The following is a 19622-nucleotide window of genomic DNA, read 5'->3' on the forward strand; positions in this document are numbered from 1 at the left end:
TAGGTTTTGTCTTTTTGGCACAAATTCACAAAAATTAATTAACAGAAAATTCTAACTATATTTATGCAATGCTAATGACATTAAATATTGAAAATATCGCTGAATGTCAATCGCTTGAATATTACTTTCGTTTTTATTTTCCTTTAAACTTTTTAATTCTGTTAATTTCTCTTTCTCCAGCATAAGCTCATAAAATTGATTTGTTTCTCGCCCAATGGCTTCGATAATGTAGAACTCACCAAATAATTCACAACGCTTAATTTCAACACTTTCCGGGAAATGTGGCCCATGTACGATTTCACCAATGTTAAACATAATACAACCTCCACTGAAAACAATAGGAACCTAATCATGATCACAAAGACAGTTCGACTGTCACCATATCGACTCCTTGTCTATTTATACGAAACTGATGATTATTTCGTAACTCTGTCGCACTTATGTCAAATGAAAATGGAAAGAATAAAGCATGATTATGAAGTAAGTCAATAGGCATGGCTGTAACATTCGTTGCTCGTAAAATCACTTCTGTAATAAATTGATTAAGATCCGTTGATGTTACAGACATTTTTGGGCGTAGCTTATATGAACGGCTTTTTAACAGATCGACTATTCCCCACGTTTTTATACTTGTTAATACGGCACTTGTTGCCACTTCTACGCGTCTACGATCCCCGTACAATTCCTTCATTTTTCTTCCGACTACTGCGCTTGGAACTTCATCTTGCAAACGAAACAGCTTTCCTAGTTCCTGTACCAAGTCTTTAAAAAATGGATAAGCAAGAATCGTCATTCCCCAATGAACAAGTAATCGCTCTTCTTTTGTCAAATGAGGAAACATTTCAAGTGCTTTGTCTCGTAATGGAATAATCTCCTCGTCTACTAAATACCAAATTTTCATTAACATCGTGATGGCGTTCTTTCTAGATTTCGCCCCGAGAATATCACTCCGTAAAAAATAATCTAAAACTTCATACATTTCCTTTCTTGATAATTTCCTTGCTTCATTCGCAGTAAAATCTAAATGATGTAACATTATTTTCTGATCAAAGCCTACTGGTTTAACCATTCGTTATCCTCCTAAAGACGGAATCACTTTCACAAAAGGAACGATGACTTCCTCAATACTAATACTACCGTGGCTAACAATTCGCTCATTTTTATTGACAAATGCTTGTCCATATTGAGCTAATAAAGCATGATAGTTTTCCGGTAATCCTACACCAGTCCAAGGAATACCACCTATTTTTTTCGCTGCATCTTTAAACAAATTAGTATCTGTATAAATTCGGACCCGTTCTCCTTTTTGTTCTGCTAATACACCTTCAGAAATTCTGCCAATACCAACACTTTCCGTATTTCCATGGTCAGATGTAATGTAAATAGTGAATTTTTCACGGTGCAAATCAGTTAATAATCGTGCTAAATAGTCTGTATTTAACCATAATTGTAATTCCGACATTAGACTTTTTTCACCTTGTACGGCTCCATGGATAAATTGGTCGATGATGTCAATAACAGCGCCATATACTTTAACGTTCGGACGTTTAAAGGCTGCAATTCCTTCCTTTTTATAAGCTTCTTTTCCTAATCCTTTTTGATATGAAACATATTGTTTTAATAGTCCGCTATTTTCCCAAAATGTTTTCCAATAGTTCTCTTCTGTTGCGGTTGTGCCAATACTTTGTGAAAATGCAGATGGAAAATTACCAGCGAAAATGGCTTGACGAGAAACCGATGTTAATGTTGGAACCCAAGCAAACACACCATTTTCTTCAAAAGAAAAACCTTTATTGGTTAAATAATACTTGATTTTTTTCCATTGAACATAGCTCATCCCGTCCAATACTAGCAAAGCGATTTTTTCATTTTGTCCCCGCTTCGATGCAAGAAATTGTACAATATGATGAACCATTTTCGGTTTAGGAACCGGTGGCAAGCTTGTTAATGAACGGTAGCCTTCCATCATCCATTTTTCGAACATTTCGTTTACTTTATGGAAAAGAGCGCTTACTTCCCTCTCATATTCTTGTTTGTTTGTATCTAAAACTGTACACTTGTATTCAGCCATCAGTTCCATTATGTTAATCCAATCTTTATAGCGAGATGCAGAAGTGATTTGCTCCATGATTTTTTCATGAAGATGACGAATTTTTTCCTGCAATGAACCATCCTCATCCACTTCTACACCGTATTTCATCCAAGTTGGAAAAGAATATGATACGTTCGTTTTTACTTTTCTAATATAACCTTTTGCAAATAAATCGTTCATCAGCCTTCTAACATCTGGACTAGAAAATGGATGAGCTAAATACAAAGGAGTTTCTTCTAATACACTTCCCTCTTGTAAATCCAGTAATTGATGAACAAATGTAGTCCATTGCTTCTCTATATATTGAAAAAAATAACTAGAAGATGTAAGCAAACGTTTTATAGGTATTCCTTCAAATACGTTTTTGCCTGATAACTTTTCGATTAAAAACTGCTGTACAATCGACGGTAATTGTTTCTTAGCATAATGAATCGAAAGAAGTAATTTATATAACTCAACTTCGCTATCAATTAGCTCATGAACAATTTTATAAACATGTTTAACGATGTATTCCAACGTTTCCTTATCAGAAGAAGAACCCTGATACTGTTTGTGTGCAGTATACAAGACATCGAAATCTTCTTTGTCTAGCTGTTTAACAATTCCTGGCGAAAACTTTGGAAATAACTCGCTAATCTTTAATTCAATATGGTATCCATGTTGCAAAAAATCATATGGAAAATAAGTGTAATTTTCATCATTACTAAAGAAAAGCAATTTTAATTGATTTTGCTCGACTTTCTCTCTAAATTGAGACTCATACAGGTAACGAATAAAGATGCTATCATTAAAATGAATGACCTCATATCCATTCTCTCTTAACCGTTGAAGAATTTCTTCATCATTCAATAAAAAATCCGGATCATTGACTAACAATAACGAATAAGGCTGATTGACAAACTTTTGGACAATTTCATCGCGCCAAGTTTTCATGGTCTCACCTTAAAAAGATTTTTTCACCGCATATACCATTATGATTACATTATAACAATGTTAAATATTGAAAGCCTGATTTTTTGATAAAAAATCAGGCTTTCAATTGGTTTACAAACCTAAACGAATTTGTGCGTTGTCGTAATACATTAACAGCTTGTCGTCCTCTTGAATGACACTCTCAGGTAGACGTTCGCCGACTTTGACAATCTTTTCATAATCTTTGTCGCTCCATGCTTTCTTAAATCCAGCACGAATCGCTTCTGTACGGAATTGTTTGAGCTTTTTCTTGCTTTTTTCTAATTCTTCTAAGTAACCTTCAAATTCACGCAACAACGCTTTTTCACGAAGTTTCTCTAAATCGGCTTGTTTGTTTGGATCTGGTACGTACCAACGATTCATTGCTTTTTCTTGTAATTGTGGATCATCGTTCTCTAAACCGCGTAAATCTTTATAATTTCGGCGGAGATAGCTTGCAATTTGGTCTGGTACAGGACCGTCCCCTTCATATTTCAAGAAGTTTTGCTGCAATAAGTCATCCAACTCAGGCAACTTCTCATGTTTCGCAATATGCTGAATTTCTTTCATAAAGTTTGGATGAATATCTTGCCGCGTCTGCGGTTTCTTTAATAACTGCTGACGCAACCATTCGATGGCGCTTGTTTCGTCTGTCACGAACAAGCTCATTTGCGCAAATTCTTTCACTAACGTACGTTTCTTATCGTACTCCGCTACTTGGCTTTCTAAAAACGCCATGCCATCACGCATCGGGAAACGTTGCGCAACTCCAGCTTGGAACTCTGCAGAAGAAATCGGTACAGGCAAACCATTTTGAACATGATATGCAACCATTCGGTCAAACAAGATACGTGGTGTCCGCTCCGCAATAATTTGCGCTTCGCCTTTATGACCAATAAACACTGGCAGCTGTTCAAGGTGCTGACGAACAAACGTCCAAGCGGATTCTTCAGTATTTTGTTCCCGTCGCATCTTCTCAATATTTTCTTGTTTAGGTTTATAAGCGGAAATAACTAAGTCTTGTTTAACAGCTGTTGTTGTTGTTACTGCTTTGAAACTGCCTTGCTTTTTATCTAGGACAGAGACATTTGCAATTACGAAGCCCGCCTTCAAAATAGCTTCCTGAATCGCATTCCAAATACTTGCATGTGAATTGCTAAATTCTACCGTCATCCAACGTCCCGGCTTTAACACTCTGTAGTAGTTTTTGAAGCATTTCTCTAGCAATAACTTGTATTCTTGGATTCCTTTGTTTTGAACAGAATTGACAATTGCCTCACTTGAATTATTCGTTTGTACTTTTAACCATGACTCCCAAATAAAATTAAGTTCGGAATAGTTGATGTTAGCTCCAAAAGGTGGATCAGTAAAAATATAGTCAATACTATTATCTTTAATTTTGACGGAATCCGTGGACTGAAGAGTTGTAATTACATTATGTTCGTTTACTTTTAGTGCCTTGGTAAAATCATTTAGTTTTCCTTTTAAAACATTAAAAATATTTGTTTCTGCATTCAAAGAGGATACATAAAGTGTTCCATTTAAAGGTCCATTTCCTCTATTCCCCAGATTATATCTCACTAATTTTGATACTAATGTGCTAACAACAGATTGAAATACCAACTTACTTATATTTTTAAAATCATTTAAATCATTAAAACGCTTATATAATTCAGATAAAATCACTAAATTCCTTTTAGTATAAAAATGATGTACATGACTAAAACCATGACTTACTAAAGGTTGGTTTGTATTTTTACCATCAGGTAACTCATTAATTGGAATCCAATTTGATAAAGGAATTTCTTCTATTTTATTTAGCAATATTCTATCTTTCTCATCAAACCTTTTAGTATATCTTTTATTTCTAAAAGTATAAAAAATAGCAACTGGAACTTGCTTAGATTGTTCTACAGTTCGTTTTAGTATGTTATCGTAAAAGTGCACTTTTAGTCTGAGTAATTTATTCTTTGTAAGTACCGCCTGACAATGTGGACAAGAAAATTTATCATTTACTTTATTACCTTCTTCATTAACAGCAACATCAAAAAAAACAATTTCCCCAGCACAGTGAGGACAACTAAAAACATCACTCCAAATAACATAATTAATCTTACCGATTTTTACAGTACCATTCTCTTTATGTTCAGTCTCATACATCCATCCATACTCTTTTTCAACATCTTCAACAATTTTTAAAAATTGGATTTTAAACTTTTCAATGTTAACTGGATTATTATAATTCGAAGCAATAAAAGATGCAGCCGAGGAAAGATCATTCAATACAGCCTTTCTACTCCCTATAGTTGATATATAATTATCATTTTCATCAAATATTTCGTTACCTACTAATTTATATCCGAGTGACTCTACAATGCTTTTTTGTCCACATAGATTTGCAGCAACGCCAGTCATTCCTGTCCCAGAAAAACCATCTAAAACAATATCACCCGGCTGTGTGTAATGAAGTATATATCTCATAATTGCTTTATACGGAACTTTAGTGTGGTAGCTATGTGCATTATAAATTGGGTCATTCTTCCCCTCACTCACATCCGCCGCGAACGGTTCGCGATGATATTCCTCATTCTCATTTCTACCATACTTCTCTTTTTTCTCGCGCTCCCATTCTTCAATAAAATCGTTAATCCACGGATTCGGACATGCTGTATAGTATGGTGGGTCAGACAACGCAATGATATCTTCATCATCACCGATTGGAAAGCCTTCGATTTTCTTTAGTTCGGGTAGTTTTTTACGTAATTCGTTTCGGAAATATTCTCTTCGTTCCTCATCATTTTTAAATGTCATGCCTAAGCAGACAACGGTCCCGTTGTCTACTTGGTCATCATCTAGTAAAGACAATTGTTTTTCGTCCAATGTTGTTTCCTCCCTTTACTTCTTTACCATGATGCGCACACGATGTGGTTGGTGGTTGCCCACAATTGCCCTCATCAACATTTCAAAGCTTCTTCTCACTTCGTCGACTGTTAATGGGTTACCATCGCCCATCATTTTCACAAGTTGGTCAATATGAATTTCTTCTTTATGAATTCCCTTTAGTAAGTCATTAATAATTTCAAGAAGGCGAATATCAATCGGTAAATCAAACTGTTTCTTTTCAATAAAGTCTTTTACGATTTGTTGTTCATCATCACTCAATAGTGAGATCCCTTCTTGAACGATTGGATCGTTAAAGTTGGTTAATAACGTTTCTGTCCACGTATTTAACAAATCATCAAGCCGTTCTTCTAATTGCTCTAATGAAATTCGTTGTACCATAACTTCGTCACGCGGATTGAACTTACAATGTGGGCAAATTGGATCATGTTGCAATTGCTCACGTGTCAATTGATAACAAGATTTTAATGATTGAATGTTTTTAATCCACTCATCTAGTGCTTGACGAGGTAATAAATCAATTCTTGATACCAACTCTTTTAATGCAAGGTAACGTTTGTCATGCAATAATGCTTTTTTCTTGTTTTCTTCGGTCGCATTTAAACGCGCTTGATGATGTAACTGTAAATAATGTTGAATATATTCTTCTTTTAATTTCTCTAATTCACGAATCTCACTTGAACAATCTCTATTTTCTTTTAATGCAATCGCTAAGTTGTCTAACGCTACGTCAACGCTTTCGAGCCACTCTCGATTTGTAGACATAATTAATTTCGCTTTCGATAAGTAATCGGCTACTTTGGTGTATTCGTGAATTTGTTGTTGTAATTGTTCAAGCTTAGTAACAATCTTTAAGTTTTCGTTTTGTTGTTCAATATCGGACACGCTATATTTTAAGTTTGTCATTTTTGCTCGTGTATTATAAACTTGAAGGCCTTCTAAGAACGTTTTTAAGCTTTCAAGTTTCGTAATGTATTCCGCACGTTCGTCACTTGAGAATAACGGACCATCCCAAATGTGGAATTTATTGCGCACATCGTTTATCATCTTAACCGTTTTTTCAACCGCTTGGCGTGATTGGCTAATGATTTGCTTAATGGCGAATTCTAGCCAACTTTCATCAGTCACATTTCCTTTACCGATATCAAACATATCAATTAATGAGTTAATTGCTGGAATTGGCAACCCGATTGGTTTTTTAATATGACTAAAATTCGTTAGCTTGCTTAAAGGAAGTTTAATAAACTCACCGAAATTCATCGCTTCGTATGTTTTATTATCTACTGTTACGACAATTTCACCTTGTTCAATAAGGGCACCTAACACAACAACTAATAACTCCGGTTCCATTCGAAATTCTTTTGTCAATCTGACATCTTCTGTACCTTGAACAGTATAGATCGTTTCAATTAGTTCGTTTTGATTAAGTACTTGTCCATGTCCTTTTTCTTCTAGTTTTTCAATAACCCAGCGTGCGTATCCAGAACCGCGAACGTTTAATTCCCCTTTTTGATCTAATAATACGAATCCGTTTAAAATTGCTTGCCCTTGGCTCGTTTTTCTTCCATTCATATATGAAAGCGCATCGCTAACGTAGGTTGCCATATTGTCTTTTGTTAAATATGCTTTGTCTAATTTCCGGAAAGAAGGGTAATCTTTATACTTTTCTTCAAACCATTGACTCAATAACCCTTCCGCCACTGTATTAATCAAATCAATTAAGGTGGCGTTTCCTGGAAGAAACATGCCGAATTCTAATACGGAACCTTTTTTACCACGATATTGAATTTCAAAGGCTTCTACGAAATTATCTTTTAACCAAGTAGTAAGGCGTTTTAAGTAAATATCTGCCTTACTATTATATAAATGCTTTGTTGTAGAGGCATCATTGCTCATTTCACGTGCCCCACCGTATAGACGCAATAAACGAACAAATTCATCATCTTTTTTTGTCATACGAAAGAATACTTCATCCGCTTTTTCTTCATCTTTAAATTTTGGTGGTTCAAATGGCTGTAACATATAAATGTAAAAGTCTCGCTCAGGTTGAGCCGTTGAACGTTCATTTGGCGCACCAAAGAATAGATATCCTTGACGTTTTACTCGACGACCTTCCCAAGGAATTTCATGCAGCCAAATTTTATAGCCGGTTACGTATGTGTTATCTGCTACTTCCGTTGCTTGTTTTAATATTTCAAAATAGTAGCGATCTAATTGATTGTCCGTTAATTCTTCCCCACGTTTTTCTATTAAATCGTCTACCGCAATATCTTTTTTAACATCCAAGTAATACTGACCATTCTCTTGGTTCGTAGAAATATATTGGAAGCTAACCACTTTCATGATTTCCTTTAGTACCGATTCAATCGTTGTTTTTAAGAAATCCGCTGCTTCATCATCCATGTCTAGCAACATTCCGATATTTAAGAACAATTTATCTCTTAGTTCTTCAGATGTTAAACCGACTGGAGCATTAATATCATCTGTCGCTAAACGGTTAACGGCAAGAGCATTAACAATACGTAATGCCGCTGGTTTATATGCAGGACGTTTTAAACCGTTTTGCACACGGTCTTTCAATGTCTGCACTTTGCTCATCACTTCTTTTACATTCGGATTACTTCTTAGTGAAGAGTCTTCTTCAATATATTGCCAATAACGGTCAAATGAAATAATCCCTGTTTCATTTTCCGGAACCTCTTCGGTCAATAGCTTTCGGATTTCTCTACTAATTGTTTGCAGTACAACACGTTTTTCCGCAATATTTACATTTTCAAATGTTTCCAAGTAGGCAGGATGGATCGGGAAAAGATTCACATACGTCTCCATATCTTCACCGAGACGATGGTATAATGATGTATATTTGCTTAAATGCTCGCGAATTAACGCTTTTTGTTTTTCATCCTTTTTCAATAGACGTTCTGACACAACGTATGCAATGTCTTCGCGGACAATTCTTACTTCTTGGAAACGTTCCTTTACTCGACGTAAGGAATCAGCAACAAATTGGAATTTTGGGTTGTCAAATAACATTTCTTGGATTCCAGCGATAAAGCGTAAACGAGTTTTACTACAAACTTCTCCAAATTCGCGTAAAAATCCTAAGTCTAAAGTTAGTTCTTGCTCTTTACGGCTGCGTAAATAGTCTAATAATTCGTCTACAACAAGCATGAGTCCTTGATCAGGGTATTGTTCATGGAATATTTCCATCATTTCATAAAGCATGTCTTTATTGTTCGTTACTTCATCAGCTCTTGGGAAAGTATAATCAATCCCTAGGTTTGCTAAGCCTTGTTGTAGCGCTTTGCAAATGATGTCACGCAAAGACATCGCAACAGCGCCTATTTCTGTACGAATCACTTTAAACTTTCCTTCAATTTCTTTTGCTTTTTTTGCAACACGTTCATTTTTAATATGCTCACTTGCCCCTGGCTGTTCCGCAATCGTCGAAATGACACTCATTAAGTGCGATTTACCTGTACCATAGTTACCGACAATCAATAATCCTTTATTGTCAACCATCCGATCAAACTGAATTTGCTCGATGATAATCTCGTCTAGCTGCTCGGCCATACGGTCGGAAATAACATATGTATCAAGCAAGTGAAACGCGCGTTCTTTATCATCCGCATCGCGTAATTGCACGACCGATTCAATTGGCTCGAATTGAATTAAATCGCTGTAACGTAACATAACGATTTTCCCCCTTTTATACGATTACTATTTTTCCTTCGAGTTCACTGCATTTAAAATACTCCGGATGTTCGGGAGTAGCATAAATTAGTGCTTTCCCATCATATTCACCCGGCCAAGATACAATTAATTTAAAGCGTTTACTTAAATGTTCTAGCAATCTTACCGGGTGTTGCTGTAGTTGTTTATCAAATAGGATTTCTATATTGCCTAGCCACAGCGCAGGAGCATGATAACCGTTAAAAATTTCATTAAGTATTTCTCCAACTTGTAAAGGATAATTAGATTTGGGAATGTTCTTCAAATTTTCGCTTAATCGCAAATTGAGATTTATGTAAGGAATATTTAATGAATTTGCAATTTGTCTATCATTTTCGACTTTCCCACAAGCATAAATTATTTTGTACCATCTAGAGTCTAAGAATTGGAGTTCTGATTTAATCGAATATAAACTCATATAAATACTCCTTAAAATAATAAAACTAGTATTTTGTACTCATTTATACACTTTTATATTTAGTATAATTTAATTTCGTGTTAATTAAAATAAGAATAAATTAAGAGAAAACAAAATTGTTAAAGCCAGTGATCCCTAATCTATTCGGAACAAAATTTCCCCACTTAAGAACCATATTATTAATGAGAGAGGAGCTATGGTACGCGATTACGAGAAAGGAATTTTTGATGTTTAAAAAAGGGGAATGAGTGTTTCCAATATAGCAAGGGAAATTGGATCAATCAAAAAAAACAGTCTCATCACCATATTCTGTGATGTTCACACAATTCCGGAAATAAGTTAGCGAGATTGATACTCAATCTAGAGTAGCTCCTTCGTCAACTTGCAGACCACTAAGTTAGTAGATGGAAGCGGTCAAGTGTTTCCTTGACGGATTCCATTCTTCCAACTAAAATGCGGAAAGCTGATGAAGGGCATGGTAAAGCAATCTGATTTTTATAAGTTTTACCTGTACATTCCAAAAATACACGTAGTCGAAATCTTTCAAGGTTTCTGAAGCTTTCAAATTTCTTATCAGGAAATACCTTCCATCCTCCATTTAATTGTTGAACATACCATTTATGTTGAACAATAACAGAATTTAGAATAATCTTTTTAAACAGTACTTCTTCTGTGGTGGCCATATTGTTTTCTAACAATTCATGATGCTTACCAAAAATAAAACCATCATCAGAGTACAGTCTTTTTCCTTTGATTAATCCGTCATACCTTTCGCCTATCGAAAACCAATCAATAATATCTTTAAAAAGATGTAATTGATCAATTAAATTAGATTCAATATTATGTGGATCATTCGGTATAATTACCGCTATAAACATGTGTGACAATGGTAGCACCTCTTACTCAAAATTGAAAGGTTGGTAAATTCAAAGCTTTATGAACCTTCCACGTAAAGTTCTATTGCACTAATTAAAATAATTTAGAACAGAACATTATAAGGAACTGGTTGAAATTAATCAGTCATTCTTCTTTCTCAAACTCATCACCGCATGTTGGACATACCGTATACCAAGAGTAATGGCGATCTATTTGACGATGATAATTATTTGGATGTTTAATAATTTTATGACCATTATGACAGTGTAGAGAACGAAGTATAGTCTTTCTTTGCCGTCGTTGTCGATGAAGAGGGCCCAGTCTGGGTTGTACGAACCGATTGGGATGTCGATTTTGAACCAGCTTGGCAGTTTGACGTATACTTTTACGATTCCTCTCCTACTCGACTCGATAATTTTTAGTTTTTGTTAATCTCAGCCTACCGAGATTATAGGATGGTGTATGTTAGGAGTTTATGTAAATAATTGCGACACTTTTACCTACATGAAAAGCCCTTTATTTTATCCTAAATTATTTTTACAAAAAAAATTCGTCAAATCAGATCATAAAAACAAAAAACATACTAAGATTAGTAGCACAGACCACGGCCATGGTCTGTGCTACTATTTTTTATAGTAGAAGTGGAGAATAGGTCGTGACAGCCCCAGAACCTTGAGTTCGTAGTGAAAAACTGGCCTACTTCACTGCCCTTATAAGAATCAGTTTCAGTATGTTGGATCCTTGAGATCGTGTATAAGAAAAGGGAATCGATAAGGTGAAGTGAAGACTTCTACATAAAAATCAGGAGGAATGTATATGCAAAGCGTCATTGCTTTTGATGTCAGTATGGGAAAAAGTTATATGGTGATTTATAACGCTGCACGTTCTTGTATTTTTGAGGGGGAAATTTTGCATAATCGCCCCCATTTTGAACAGCTAAATAAACGAATCATCGATTTAGTACAAAAAGATGGACAAGTTCCAGCCATTGTATTTGAAGCAACAGGCGTGTATTCCCATTAGAGCGCTTTATGAATGATCACGGTTTTCCGTACTGTCTGTTAAATCCCCTTGAATCAAAGATTCAAACAGCTACTATGCGCATTCATAAAACCGATAAAAGTGATGCCCACAACCGAACGGCGCATAAAAAAACCGCAGGACAACTACTTCGACCAAATGCGTGCGCTTTCCCGATACTATCATGAATTAGACGAAGAACTAGCGATGCTTCGAAGTAGAATGCACACTTTACTACAACTGACTTTCCCAGAAATGGAATTGCTGTTCACACAAAAATCCGAACTGTTTTTAAATATCCTACAGCTATTCCCACATCCTGATTACGTTAAAAATCTTTCAAAGACGGTTGTACGCAACCGACTACTTGCCAACACAGATAAGAAATGAGCGCCTAAAACGGCGGAGAAAAAGGCCATACAGTTAATAGGTGCAGCACAGGATTCGTATCCAGCAGTGGATCAAGACGACATTCGCTGTGAACAGCTAAAAGATTATGCCAAACGTTCTTTAGCCATTTTGAGAAAACGTGAGGAACTGATTCAGCAGATGGTTGTTCTTTCAGAAGAACGAAATGAATATCAAATATTAATCAGTATTCCTGGTATAGGGAAAAATACAGCCGTTCGTTTGATTGGAGAAATAGGCGACATGACACGCTTCGAAAATCATAAGCAACTCAATGCCTATGCAGGAATTGATATAAGGCGTTTTCAATCAGGCACATTGTTTTACAAAGATAAAATCAATAAGCGTGGCAACAGTCATCTGCGCAAAATCCTTTATTTTACGATTCAAAATATAATCCGCCAACGACGCTTTGGACACAATCATTTTGTAGAATACTACGACAAATTAAAAACGCAACCCTATAACAAATGTCATAAAGTTGCGTCCATCGCATGTGTGAATAAGTTATTGAAGTGCCTCTTCCACCTTATTACACACAATTTAACGTACAATTACGAAATCGCTTCAGTATCTTCGTAATTGTGTAGGAAAAGTATAACATAATGGGCCTAGCGAAAAAAAGCAAAAATCGTTAGGTCTATTTGGCATGCGAAAATTTTTTTTGGCGGAAGGGGTACCCCTTCCGCCAAAAAAAAATTAATTATCTCAAATAACTATTGATAAACCTCTTGACTAATCGTAAGAAAGGGGGCTGTCCAAAAAGTCAGGGTAACTGACTTTTTGGAGCCCCTCATTTTTTCACTTTTAAAAAAATGCACAAAAAAATCGTCCTTTCTAGTAAAATGAAGTTGCGACACAACATTACAGAAAGGACGATTTTTTATGAGCAATCAAATGATTACTCCTGAAAATTATAACACACAAATGACACTTCCTCTAGATGGAAAAGAAGAAAAAACTCCTGCCAAAAGAAAGTTCAAATGATTTATGATATTGAATCGCTCATACCTGAACATCACGTGGCTCGTGTCGTGGACGAAATGGTGGAGGCGATACCAGATGAACAATTGTTTTCTCATTATAAAGGCGGCGGCAGAAGCTCCTATCATCCCAAAATGATGCTGAAAATCATTCTGTATGCTTATTCTCAAAAGGTTTATTCTTGTCGAGGAATCGAAAAACTCGTTAAAGAAAATATTCCTGCCATGTGGCTTTCAGCGATGCAACAACCAGATTTCCGGACAATCAACGAATTCCGAGGCGGACGGATGAAGGTCCTAATGGATGAGTTATTTGAAGCGATGATTCTGAAGCTGATTGAAGAAAATTACATCACGATGGAAAACTACTTTTTGGATGGTACTAAAATTGAAGCCAATGCCAAAAGTATTCTTTCGTGTGGAAAAAATCAACCTTGAAATTTGAAGCGAAGGTAAGAGAAAAAATTCAAGAAACACTTCAGTACATTCAAGAATTAACCCAATTAGAAGCAGGAACAGCACAAAAAGAGGCGAAAGAAGATCCAGAAATCACGGAACAGTACTTGGAAGCCATCGCTCAAAAATTAGAAGAAAAAGTCGAAATCCTAACAGAGGAAATCGAACAGGAATCTGATACAAAAGTTCGGAAGGAAAAACGAACAGAACGGAAGAAATGGAAAAAACCTTTAAAACGGATTCGAGAAAATTTTTTACCTCGACTAAACGTTCATCTAATTTTAAAACTCCCAAACAATTGAACGTTCCGGTACATCTTTTCCTTCTTCAACAACGTAAAAAATATCTACCTTACACCCATACAATAACTTCAGCAACGCCATTCCTCTTAATTGAGCTTCATTTAAACGATCGTTCGTATCCATTCTCTTCACTTCTGCAAACCGCACTTTACAAAAATCAGGATGAATCATCAAATCGGGTTCTTGAACGTGAACATAAGGAGAAAAAAGGCGATAAAACTGCCGTCCTTGTTCATATCGCTTATCTCCAAAATGTATTCGAAACACTTCTTCAGCAACAGGATATTTACCTAGCCGATTGCCACCGAACAGATTATAATCATGGTGAATCCATTCGTATCCTAATGATTCAAATAACGTCCGACAATAAATTCACCGAACCCTTTTGTTCCAGGCAGTTTTCTACAATAAGAATCTTTGCAATTCACTCTTTCACCGTTTCTCCACTTGTCTAACTCCTCCGAGCGAAACGTTACAACTCAAACGGGAATTTCTATTTTGATACCCACATAGTTTTCCTCCCTATCTAACCGAACTACCGTTCTCTCAGTATCAGCAATATATGGCTAGGAACCGATTCTACATAAAATCCCAAAGACTACATGAAAACTTGACTTTACCGTTTTCTGAATAGCTTTCACCCTATTTCTTGTTTATTGCCCTAAAAATAAACATTCGACCTTACAAATTACAATTTTTCCAGCTCATGAAACACCGCATCTCGAATATTTGTCGATGTGATCGATAATTAATCAATTTCTTTCCAAATAACCTCTTGAATTCTACCGTACTTTTCAGAAGTTTTTTCATCATTTGGAACTGTCTTAAAGATTCCGTTTCCAAGTCCATGATCGCTAAAATGACTGCCATCATATAATGGCCAATAGAAAAACCAACGTCCAGAAACGCTTGGTAGCTTATCCCGATGTTCAAGAGACTGATATTGTTTATGTTTTTATCAAATATTGGAAAAAATGTGGACACATAAAGTGTAGCAGCATTGTTGTAGTTGGAAATGTGCCGATTATTTGTAGATGGTGTGATTTGCGAGATTTTTCGATTTTGAGTATAATTCATTATTGAGTCCTCCTTGGTAACTTATTAATTCGGGGTCAATGCATTGACACCCTGTACTATACTAAGAGGGCTCTTTTTGTTTCAAACCTCAAATTTCTTCATTACAGGAATGCTCCTTGTTCAAAATCTCTAGATACTTTTTTAAGATTTTATTCTCCATTTCTAATTTTCGTACATAGCGATCTTTATCTTTATACACTTCACGACGTCCTTGTTTATCGATGAAAGCTGATTGTCCTTCTTTTCTAAACTGTCTGTACCAACATTTCACCGTATCCTTATTGGTAATCCCTAATTTCGTAAGCGTCAAATAAAACCCACATTCCGATCATAGGTCATCCGTGTGATAATCTTCTTAGAATGATTCGGGAGGTTTTGCCATGACCCTAAAAGAAAAAAGAATAGAATGGAAAGCACGATATGATGCCTGGAAAGAGAGTGGACAGAGTATAGCGGAGTGGTGCCGGGATCAAGGAATCAAAACTCACCAAATGTACTATTGGGTGAGGCAGTTCTCCCGCGGTGGCAGTTGCACTGAAACGCCTGTCCAGACGCAGTGGCTGGCTGTTCAGGTAGAAGAATCCTTGCCCTCTTCAGGTCAAGGTCCGATCTTTTTACACGTTGATGCGATCTCCGTTGAAGTACGGCCCGGTGCCAATCTGGATCTATTAACCGATGTGATTCGGGTGCTGCAACACCAATGTTGATGAATTCCCCGTTTGAACGTGTCTATCTGGCGCGTGGCAGTACGGATCTTCGCAAATCGATTGACGGACTGGCCGCTATTGTACAGGAATGCTTTGAACTCGATCCCTTTTCTCCGTGCTTATTCGTGTTTTGTAACCGGAAACGGGACAAGTTAAAGATTCTTCAATGGGAACATAACGGCTTCTGGCTTCATTATCGCCGTCTGGAAAAAGGGACGTTCCACTGGCCGTCGGAGAATGATACAGCGCCCATGTCTATCAGTTCACGCCAGCTGCGCTGGCTGCTGGACGGCTTGCCAATCGAACAAAAGCAAGCGCATCAGGAAGTGAAGGCACGCATCCTTCTATAAAACAAATAAATAAAAAAAGAATTCGATACTAGGCAAGTTGGATTCTTTTCCGTATACTGGACATATGGAAAAATCAGCGCAGACTTCAAAAGGCACAATTGAATATTACAAAGCGCTCAACGAAAAGCTCCAAATGGAAAAGGAAGAGTTGGAAGCGAAATTAAAATGGTATGAGGAACAATTCCGCCTCAGCCAGCAACGCCTATTCGGAGCTTCCAGCGAGAAGACCCATCCGGACCAGCTCTCCCTTTTCAACGAAGCCGAGTCCACGGCTGATCCAGCTATGGAAGAGCCCACCGTTGAGACGATGACATATAGACGCAAGAAACAACACGGCCAACGCAAACGCATGCTTGAAAACCTGCCTACAGAGACGATCGAATACCGTTTGTCTGATGAGGAACAGGTCTGTTCGTGCTGTGGCGGTGCTATGCATGAAATGAGCACAGAAGTACGCAAGGAATTGAAAGTCATTCCTGCCCAAGTGAAAGTAGTCGAACATGTGCGTCATGTATATAGCTGCCGTCACTGTGAGCGTCATGAACTGAACACACCTATTGTGACAGCGAAGATGCCGGAACCTGTTTTCCCTGGAAGCCTAGCGTCTCCGTCGTCAATGGCTTATACCATGACACAAAAATACGTAGAAGGTATGCCCCTGTATCGCCAGGAGAAACAACTGGAACGCTTTGGCGTGTCCATACCTCGGCAAACGCTGGCCAATTGGACCATTTATGGGGCTCAAACTTGGCTTAGCCTCATTTACGATGAGATGCATGAGCACCTCCTACAGAAGGATCGTCTGCATGCGGATGAGACAACCTTGCAGGTCCTGTCTGAACCGGACCGGCCAGCGACGTCGACTTCCTACATATGGCTTTATCGTACCGGTCGCGGGGATACACCAATCGTCTTATACGATTACCAGCAAACCCGTGCAGGCAAGCACCCACGCCGTTTTTTGGACGGCTTCCGGGGATATTTGCATGTGGACGGGTATGCGGGTTATAACGTCCTCCCCGATGTGAAATTGGTCGGGTGCTGGGCCCATGCCCGCCGCAAATTCACAGAAGCCCTGCAGGCACTGCCTGAATCGGCGAGCACTTCCACCGTCAAAGCAAAGGAAGGTCTGGCCTATTGCAATAAACTTTTTGAAATTGAGCGCAAGCTTAAAGATGCAAGTCCAGAGGAGCGCTATCAAGCACGGCTGGAGCACAGCAAACCCGTGCTTGAGGCTTTTTTGTCATGGCTTAAAGAGCAAATGCCGCGCGTACTGCCAAAAAGCGCACTTGGCAAAGCGATCAAGTATTGTCGTAACCAATGGGAGCGGTTGGAGGCATTTTTAGAGGACGGCCGTTTGGAGATCGATAATAATCGCGGGGAACGGTCAATTAAACCTTTTGTGATCGGTCGCAAAAACTGGCTCTTCAGTAATACATCAAAAGGAGCAAGGTCTAGTGCGATCATCTATAGTGTTGTGGAGACAGCCAAGGAAAACGAGTTGGATCCATTCAACTACCTTAGCTATCTGTTTCAAGAGCTTCCCAATATAGATACGACAGATAAAACAAAATTAGCTGAATTCCTGCCATGGTCACCGACGCTTCCGCAGGAATGCCGTGTTCCTAAAAAATCTAAATAAAGCATACATGAAATCCCCATCTGAATACAGGTGGGGATTACTTTGTAAGCGTAAAATAATCCCCACCTTTTAATGATAGGGATTAAATACTATTATTGTGATAAGTTATTAAAAACCCGACAATTCAAAGGAATTGTTTTGGACCAAGGAAGTAGTTGATCAAGCTCATCCATATTGCTTATATCCATATTGGGAAGCCTTTCAAATAAGTAGCGAAGATAATAAAATGGATTTAATTTATTCTCTTTTGCTGTCTCCACAATACTGTAAATGATTGAGCTGGCCTTAGCTCCTTTCGGAGTATTGCTAAAAATCCAGTTCTTCCTTCCGATCACAAATGGTTTAATGGATCGTTCACTTCGATTATTATCGATTTCTAAACGTCCATCCTCTAAAAATGCCACGAGTTTTTCCCATTGGTTGAGGCAGTATGTAATGGCTTGACCTAATAGACTCTTTGGTAAAACATTGCTTTTCTCTGTTTTTAGCCATGCTGAAAAAGCCTCCAACAATGGTTGGCTGTGTTTAAGTCGTTTTTTATATCGTTCTTCTGGTGTACATTCTTTCAAATCACGCTCGATGGCAAATAGCTGATTACAGAAATTGAGTCCTTCCCGAGCTGTGACTGCTGAATGACGTTTGGATTCAGGAAGTACGTTTAAAGCCTCATCGAACTTTCTGCGGGCATGAGCCCAACATCCAACTAATGTTACGCCGGATACCTTATGGTATCCTGCATATCCATCGACATGCAGGTATCCTTTAAACCCTTTTAGGAATTCTTTGGCATGTTCTCCTGCTCTAGTTTCCTGATAGTCATAAAGGACAAGTGGTGGATCCTCTCTTCCAGTCCGATAAAGCCACATGTAAGATTTCGATGTGCTTGACCTTCCAGGTTCATGTAAAACCTGAACAGTTGTTTCATCCGCATGTAGAATGTCTTTAGAGAGGAGATGCTCTTTCATTCGTTGATAAATTGGCGCAAGCCATTTTTCGGCACCATAAAGCATCCAATTGGCCATGGTTTGCCTGGATAAGATCACACCTAATCGTTTGAACTGTTGTTCTTGGCGATATAGAGGTAGCCCCTCTACATATTTTTGATTCATAATATATGCCATGCTTGACGGTGAAGCTAAACTTTTTGGATACACAGATTTTGGGGCAGGTGCTGTAACGATTGGTGTCTCTATTTCATTACGCTCACAATGACGGCATCCATAGACATATCGAACGTGTTTTAAAACTTTGACTTGAGCCGGAATAATCACTAATTCTTGTCGTACTTCTGTGCTCATTTCGTGTGTTTTTTCACCGCAACACGAACAGACCTGCTCTTCTTCGGGTAAACGATATTCAATCGTTTCCATAGGCAGGTTTTCAAACGTAGCTTGACGTTGACCACGTTTCTTTTTACGACGATATGTAATTGTTTCAACAGTTGGCTCTTCGGCTTTTACATTAGACTCTACCTCTGCTTCATTGAATAAAGGTAGTTCTAATTGATTAGGATTTGTTTTTTCGCTTGAAGAGCCAAATTTTCGTTTTTGACTAAGACGATACTGTTCTTCATACCATTGTAATTTCGCCGTCAATTCAACGATTTGCTGTTGAAGTTTTTCAATTAATTCAAATGGGTTTTGGTTAGGATTCTTTAAATTTTTCATCATGTAGTAATAATTCGACGGTTTTAGCTATTTTCCTCCA

16 protein-coding genes and 2 pseudogenes are annotated in these 19622 nt (G+C 37.5%); 6 read left to right on the forward strand and 12 right to left on the reverse strand.

The features are described 5' to 3' along the window. Positions 1–51: 51 nt before the first annotated feature. The 8 genes and pseudogenes from NSS70_RS11330 to NSS70_RS20885 form a co-directional block, all read right to left on the reverse strand. Entirely contained in the window at positions 52–315 is a 264-nt protein-coding gene (locus NSS70_RS11330; protein ID WP_339196375.1) for a hypothetical protein, read from the reverse strand. A gap of 40 nt (positions 316–355) precedes the next feature. Further along, positions 356–1069, reverse strand: coding sequence for a hypothetical protein (locus tag NSS70_RS11335; RefSeq protein ID WP_339196377.1), 714 nt, complete (start codon positions 1067–1069; stop codon positions 356–358). A gap of 3 nt (positions 1070–1072) precedes the next feature. Beyond that, positions 1073–3025, reverse strand: a complete 1953-nt coding sequence (pglZ, locus tag NSS70_RS11340) for a BREX-3 system phosphatase PglZ (protein WP_339196380.1) — start codon at positions 3023–3025, stop codon at positions 1073–1075. A gap of 111 nt (positions 3026–3136) precedes the next feature. After that, positions 3137–5923, reverse strand: coding sequence for a DNA methyltransferase (locus tag NSS70_RS11345; RefSeq protein WP_339196382.1), 2787 nt, complete (start codon positions 5921–5923; stop codon positions 3137–3139). Positions 5924–5938: 15 nt separating this feature from the next. Then, positions 5939–9637 carry a DUF6079 family protein gene (locus NSS70_RS11350; protein ID WP_339196384.1) on the reverse strand — a complete coding sequence of 1233 codons (3699 nt, stop codon included), beginning with the start codon at positions 9635–9637 and terminating at the stop codon, positions 5939–5941. A 16-nt stretch (positions 9638–9653) separates the two neighbouring features. Beyond that, positions 9654–10094, reverse strand: a complete 441-nt coding sequence (gene brxF / locus NSS70_RS11355) for a BREX-3 system P-loop-containing protein BrxF (RefSeq protein ID WP_339196386.1) — start codon at positions 10092–10094, stop codon at positions 9654–9656. A gap of 392 nt (positions 10095–10486) precedes the next feature. Beyond that, on the reverse strand, positions 10487–10981 hold the full coding sequence (locus NSS70_RS11360) for a hypothetical protein (protein WP_340881601.1): 495 nt from the start codon (positions 10979–10981) through the stop codon (positions 10487–10489). 252 nt (positions 10982–11233) lie between these two features. Then, positions 11234–11359 (reverse strand): annotated as a pseudogene (locus NSS70_RS20885) (restriction endonuclease); the annotation flags it as partial. Between the two features lie 427 nt (positions 11360–11786). On the opposite strand from NSS70_RS20885, the pseudogene NSS70_RS11365 reads away from it, so the two are divergent. The 3 genes and pseudogenes from NSS70_RS11365 (at position 11787) to NSS70_RS11375 (ending at position 14139) form a co-directional block, all read left to right on the forward strand. Continuing rightward, a pseudogene (locus NSS70_RS11365) lies at positions 11787–12980 on the forward strand (IS110 family transposase). Positions 12981–13381: 401 nt separating this feature from the next. Beyond that, complete coding sequence (locus tag NSS70_RS11370; protein ID WP_327856886.1) at positions 13382–13819, forward strand: transposase; 438 nt, start codon at positions 13382–13384, stop codon at positions 13817–13819. Next, on the forward strand, positions 13816–14139 hold the full coding sequence (locus NSS70_RS11375) for a hypothetical protein (protein ID WP_327856885.1): 324 nt from the start codon (positions 13816–13818) through the stop codon (positions 14137–14139). The genes NSS70_RS11370 and NSS70_RS11375 overlap by 4 nt, the downstream gene beginning before the upstream one ends. Here the strand turns inward: NSS70_RS11375 and NSS70_RS11380 are convergent. From NSS70_RS11380 to NSS70_RS11390, 3 genes are all read right to left on the reverse strand, one after another. After that, a complete protein-coding gene (locus NSS70_RS11380) occupies positions 14119–14406 on the reverse strand; it encodes a hypothetical protein (RefSeq protein ID WP_327856884.1) in 288 nt (95 codons plus the stop codon). The genes NSS70_RS11375 and NSS70_RS11380 overlap by 21 nt on opposite strands. A gap of 414 nt (positions 14407–14820) precedes the next feature. Further along, entirely contained in the window at positions 14821–15216 is a 396-nt protein-coding gene (locus tag NSS70_RS11385; RefSeq protein WP_339196392.1) for a hypothetical protein, read from the reverse strand. 88 nt (positions 15217–15304) lie between these two features. Then, positions 15305–15526 carry a hypothetical protein gene (locus NSS70_RS11390; protein ID WP_339196394.1) on the reverse strand — a complete coding sequence of 74 codons (222 nt, stop codon included), beginning with the start codon at positions 15524–15526 and terminating at the stop codon, positions 15305–15307. Positions 15527–15596: 70 nt separating this feature from the next. Here NSS70_RS11390 and tnpA point away from each other — a divergent pair, with 70 nt between their 5' ends. From tnpA to tnpC (NSS70_RS11405), 3 genes are all read left to right on the forward strand, one after another. Continuing rightward, positions 15597–15923 (forward strand): IS66 family insertion sequence element accessory protein TnpA, encoded by a 327-nt coding sequence (gene tnpA / locus NSS70_RS11395; RefSeq protein WP_327848417.1) that lies wholly within the window; start codon positions 15597–15599, stop codon positions 15921–15923. Beyond that, a complete protein-coding gene (gene tnpB, locus NSS70_RS11400; protein ID WP_048622526.1) occupies positions 15917–16273 on the forward strand; it encodes an IS66 family insertion sequence element accessory protein TnpB in 357 nt (118 codons plus the stop codon). The genes tnpA and tnpB overlap by 7 nt, the downstream gene beginning before the upstream one ends. Positions 16274–16337: 64 nt before the next feature. Further along, positions 16338–17915: an IS66 family transposase gene (tnpC, locus tag NSS70_RS11405; protein ID WP_445290583.1), complete on the forward strand. Its 1578-nt coding sequence runs from the start codon at positions 16338–16340 to the stop codon at positions 17913–17915. Between the two features lie 92 nt (positions 17916–18007). Here tnpC (NSS70_RS11405) and tnpC (NSS70_RS11410) read toward each other — a convergent pair whose 3' ends face one another. Beyond that, entirely contained in the window at positions 18008–19585 is a 1578-nt protein-coding gene (gene tnpC, locus NSS70_RS11410) for an IS66 family transposase (protein WP_094245431.1), read from the reverse strand. Between the last annotated feature and the right edge of the window lie 37 nt (positions 19586–19622).

The organism is Aeribacillus sp. FSL K6-2848, from assembly GCF_038004325.1.
Taxonomy (GTDB): Bacteria; Bacillota; Bacilli; order Bacillales; family Aeribacillaceae; genus Aeribacillus; species Aeribacillus composti.

What these genes read in the sequence shown, in the direction of transcription:
- NSS70_RS11330 (WP_339196375.1), bottom strand. Translation starts at nt 315, where the DNA reads ATGTTTAACATTGGTGAAATCGTACATGGGCCACATTTCCCGGAAAGT.
- NSS70_RS11335 (WP_339196377.1), bottom strand. Translation starts at nt 1,069, where the DNA reads ATGGTTAAACCAGTAGGCTTTGATCAGAAAATAATGTTACATCATTTA.
- pglZ (WP_339196380.1), bottom strand. Translation starts at nt 3,025, where the DNA reads ATGAAAACTTGGCGCGATGAAATTGTCCAAAAGTTTGTCAATCAGCCT.
- NSS70_RS11350 (WP_339196384.1), bottom strand. Translation starts at nt 9,637, where the DNA reads ATGTTACGTTACAGCGATTTAATTCAATTCGAGCCAATTGAATCGGTC.
- brxF (WP_339196386.1), bottom strand. Translation starts at nt 10,094, where the DNA reads ATGAGTTTATATTCGATTAAATCAGAACTCCAATTCTTAGACTCTAGA.
- NSS70_RS11370 (WP_327856886.1), top strand. Translation starts at nt 13,382, where the DNA reads ATGATTTATGATATTGAATCGCTCATACCTGAACATCACGTGGCTCGT.
- NSS70_RS11385 (WP_339196392.1), bottom strand. Translation starts at nt 15,216, where the DNA reads ATGAATTATACTCAAAATCGAAAAATCTCGCAAATCACACCATCTACA.
- tnpA (WP_327848417.1), top strand. Translation starts at nt 15,597, where the DNA reads ATGACCCTAAAAGAAAAAAGAATAGAATGGAAAGCACGATATGATGCC.
- tnpB (WP_048622526.1), top strand. Translation starts at nt 15,917, where the DNA reads ATGTTGATGAATTCCCCGTTTGAACGTGTCTATCTGGCGCGTGGCAGT.
- tnpC (WP_445290583.1), top strand. Translation starts at nt 16,338, where the DNA reads ATGGAAAAATCAGCGCAGACTTCAAAAGGCACAATTGAATATTACAAA.
- tnpC (WP_094245431.1), bottom strand. Translation starts at nt 19,585, where the DNA reads ATGATGAAAAATTTAAAGAATCCTAACCAAAACCCATTTGAATTAATT.